Origin of the sequence: Streptomyces alkaliterrae, from assembly GCF_007097205.2 — a bacterium.
In the GTDB taxonomy this organism is placed as follows: domain Bacteria; phylum Actinomycetota; class Actinomycetes; order Streptomycetales; family Streptomycetaceae; genus Streptomyces; species Streptomyces alkaliterrae.
On the sequence record NZ_VJYK02000435.1, the window covers coordinates 1 to 3,407 of the forward strand.

The following is a 3,407-nucleotide window of genomic DNA, read 5'->3' on the forward strand; positions in this document are numbered from 1 at the left end:
CCCCCGCACCCCGTACGGCCGCCGACCCTCCGCGCGCGCCGCTGCGCGTCACCCTGTGCCGCGACCCCCGCGAGTTCCAGGCGCTCGGACCCCAGTGGTCCGCGCTGCACCGCCGCTGCCGTACCGCCACCCCGTTCCAGAGCCATGCCTGGCTGCACTCCTGGTGGCGCTCCTACGGCACCGGGGGCCGCCTGCGCCTCCTCCTCGTACGGCGCGGTGACACGCTGGTGGGCGCCGCCCCGCTGATGCTCGTCCACCGGCCGCTGCCCGTCCTGGTGCCGCTCGGCGGCCAGATCTCCGACTTCTTCGACGTACTGCTGGACGACGACTGCGCCGACGAGGTCGCCGCCGCCCTCGTCCGGGGCCTGGACCGGCTCGCCCGCACCTGCGTGGTCGACCTGCGCGAGGTGCGGCCGGGCGGCGCCGCCGAACGGGTGCACCGGCTGTGGCCGGGACCGCGCCGACGCATGGACGACTCCGTCTGCCTGGAGCTGCCCGTCGCGCCCCTCCCGGAGCTGATGGAACGGTTGCCCAGCCGCAACGCCCGCCGGTTCCGCGCCAAGCTGCGGAAGATCGAGTCGTTGGGCATCGAGGAACGCGCCGTGCCCGCCCAGGAGGTACCGCACGCGGTCGACAACCTGCTGCGGCTGCACGGCATGCAGTGGCGCGGCCGTGGTGTCACCCCCGAACACCTGCGGCCCCGGTTCGCCGAACACCTCGTCCGGGCGACCCGCCAGATGGTCCGCGACGGGGACGCCGTACTGACCGAGTACCGTATGGACGGCCGGGTCGTCGCCGCCGACGTCACCCTCATGTCGGCCGAACTCGCCGGCGGCTACCTCTACGGCGCCGACCCGCAGCTGCGCGCCCGCAAGGTCGACATCACCACCATGCTGCTGCGCCACGACGCCCGCCAGGCGACCGAGTCCGGCCGCCGCGTGCTCAGCCTGCTGCGCGGCACCGAGCCCTACAAGCAGCACTGGCGCCCGGAGACCGTCACCAACCAGCGGCTGCTGCTGGCAGGTCGCGGCGCCGGGCCCCTGCTGGCGCTGTACGTGGCGGCCGTCGAGGGCCGCCGCCGGGCCGGCGAGACCCTGCACCGCCAGCTCCCCGCCCTGCGCCGCTTGCGGGCCAGGCTCAACAGCCTGCGGGCGGACGGCGCGGGCAGATGACCGTCCGCCCGAGCCCGTCCACCCGCCCCGGCCGCCGCCGCCTCGCAGCGCGGCGGCCGGGCTCGTGCGCCCTACCCGCGCGGGACCCACTCCCGCCAGTCGTGCCCGCGGTCGTGGTAATCGCTCCAGTCGCGGTCGTACCACTCACGCCAGTCGTACCGCACGCACGGCAGGCGCTCCGGGTCGACCCACTTCTGCGCCCAGGGGCTGAGCGGGATCGGCATGCAGCTCGCCTCGGGTCGCGGCGGAGTGGGTGCCGGCGGCGTCGGCACCACCGGGGGAGTGGGTGTGGGCGTCGGCGTCGGAGTGGGCGGCTGCGGCGGCACCTGGACGTCGGACGACAGCTGCTGGCGGAACACCGCCGAGGAACGGGGGTTGCTGCGGCACTGCCAGACACCGTGCGGGCAGTAGTCGGAGATCGTCTGGTAGAGCGGCTTGTGCTCCTTCATCCAGCCGATCATCCGGCGCATGTACTCCGCGTTGTCGCCGTTGCGGAACAGCCCCCACTCGGGGTACGAGATCGGTTTCCCGCGCGCCGCGGCGAAGTCGACCTGGTGCTTGAGCCCGTACGGCTGGTTCACGTGGTCGTCGAAGCTGTCACCGGGCGGCTGGTCGTAGGAGTCCATGCCGATGATGTCGACCACGTCGTCACCGGGGTAGCACTGCGTCCACGGGATCGCGTCCCGACCCCGGTTCGGCGCGAAGTCGAACTGGAACCGCTGGCCGGGCACCTCGCGCATCGTGGTGACGATCCGCTTCCAGTACGCCTTCCACGCGGCCGGGTCGGGCGCGCAGCGGTGCGTGTAGGTGGTGCCGTTCATCTCCCAGCCGAGCACCACGATCGTGTCCGGCACGCCGAGGCGGACCAGCCGCTGGCCCAGCGTCTCGAAGTGGTGGTCGAAGCTGCCCTCGGCGCCGGCCCGCAGCATGCGGCGCACCTGGTGGTCGGGCACGCCGTCCTCGTTGCGCTCCAGCATCGGCACGTTGAGCACGAACATGCGGTCCTCGTCCGCCTGCCGCCACCGCGCCCACGAGCGCAGGAACTCCGGTCGGCCCTCGATGTTCGACCACAGGTCGCCCGGCAGGTAGGTGTGGCCCACCCGCAGGTTCGCGCCGCCCAGCCACCGCTCCAGGTGGCCGATGCGCTGCACGCCCTCCGGACCCGAGGCCAGGAACGCGCCGAACGCGCCCTGGTAGCCCCCGCCGTCGGCCTGCTCGGAGGGACCGGGCGCCGGAGAGGGGCCCGTCCGGTGGTCGGGATGCGGAGCGCTGCGGCCGTCCGTCACGTCGGACCTGGTCTCGGGCAGCAGCAGCGCGGACGATCCGGCGACGAGCAGGCCGGCGGCTACCACCGCGGCACAAACCCCCGCCGGCCAACGGCGTCGGTGGGACATGGTCACTCCTTCCGGACCGCGACCGGGACGGCACGTTCCGTTTACGACCGTAAACACGACGGACCGTCAGTGGACTGTTCGGACGCCCGTCCCTAGTCCATTCGCGAACCACCTCCCCCGCATGGCCCACCGAAGTGAAGGAACGGCAGTGATGGCGTCGATGGATACCGAGGTCCCCGCCCTGCTGCTCAGACTCGACGGCAACCCGTTCCACCACGGGACCCTCGGGGCCGTCAGAACGCTGGGCAGGGCGGGAGTCGAGACGCACGTACTGCTCGACGAACCCGCCGGCCCGGTACTGCGCTCCCGCCATCTGTACCGCGCCCACCGCAGACCCGCGGGCGCGACCGTCGACCACCCGCGACTGCTCGACGAACTGCGCCGCATCGCCGCGCTCATCGGCCGCCGGGCCGTGCTGCTGGCGATGGACGACCGCGGCGCCATCGCGGTCGCCCGCCTCGCCACAGAGCTGACCGACCACTACCTCCTCCCCAGCATTCCCGCCGAACTGCCCGAGCAACTCACCGACAAGAGTGAACTCGCCCTGCTCTGCGCGCGCCTGAACGTGCCGCACCCCGCCACCCGCCTTCCCGGCACCGCCGCCGAGGCGGCGGCCGCGCTGGAGGAGATGGGCGGCCGGGCGGTGGCCAAGTGGGTCCGCCCCTGGCTGCTGCCACCGGACTCCGGGCTGCGCGGCACCAGCCTCGTACCCGACGTCAGTGGACTGTTCGGACGCCCGTCCCTAGTCCATTCGCGAACCACCTCCCCCGCATGGCCCACCGAAGTGAAGGAACGGCAGTGATGGCGTCGATGGATACCGAGGTCCCCGCCCTGCTGCTCA

Annotated in this window: 3 protein-coding genes; 2 read left to right on the top strand and 1 reads right to left on the bottom strand. The window is 73.1% G+C overall.

Annotation, left to right across the window (positions count from 1 at the left end):
• The first annotated feature begins 41 nt into the window (after nt 1–41).
• Nucleotides 42–1,172, top strand: coding sequence for a GNAT family N-acetyltransferase (locus FNX44_RS25180; RefSeq protein ID WP_143651296.1), 1,131 nt, complete (start codon nt 42–44; stop codon nt 1,170–1,172).
• 71 nt (nt 1,173–1,243) lie between these two features.
• On the opposite strand, the gene FNX44_RS25185 is transcribed toward FNX44_RS25180, so the two are convergent.
• Nucleotides 1,244–2,566, bottom strand: a complete 1,323-nt coding sequence (locus tag FNX44_RS25185; protein ID WP_143651294.1) for a glycoside hydrolase family 26 protein — start codon at nt 2,564–2,566, stop codon at nt 1,244–1,246.
• 151 nt (nt 2,567–2,717) lie between these two features.
• On the opposite strand from FNX44_RS25185, the gene FNX44_RS25190 reads away from it, so the two are divergent.
• Complete coding sequence (locus FNX44_RS25190) at nt 2,718–3,368, top strand: hypothetical protein (protein ID WP_143651295.1); 651 nt, start codon at nt 2,718–2,720, stop codon at nt 3,366–3,368.
• Nucleotides 3,369–3,407 lie beyond the last annotated feature (39 nt).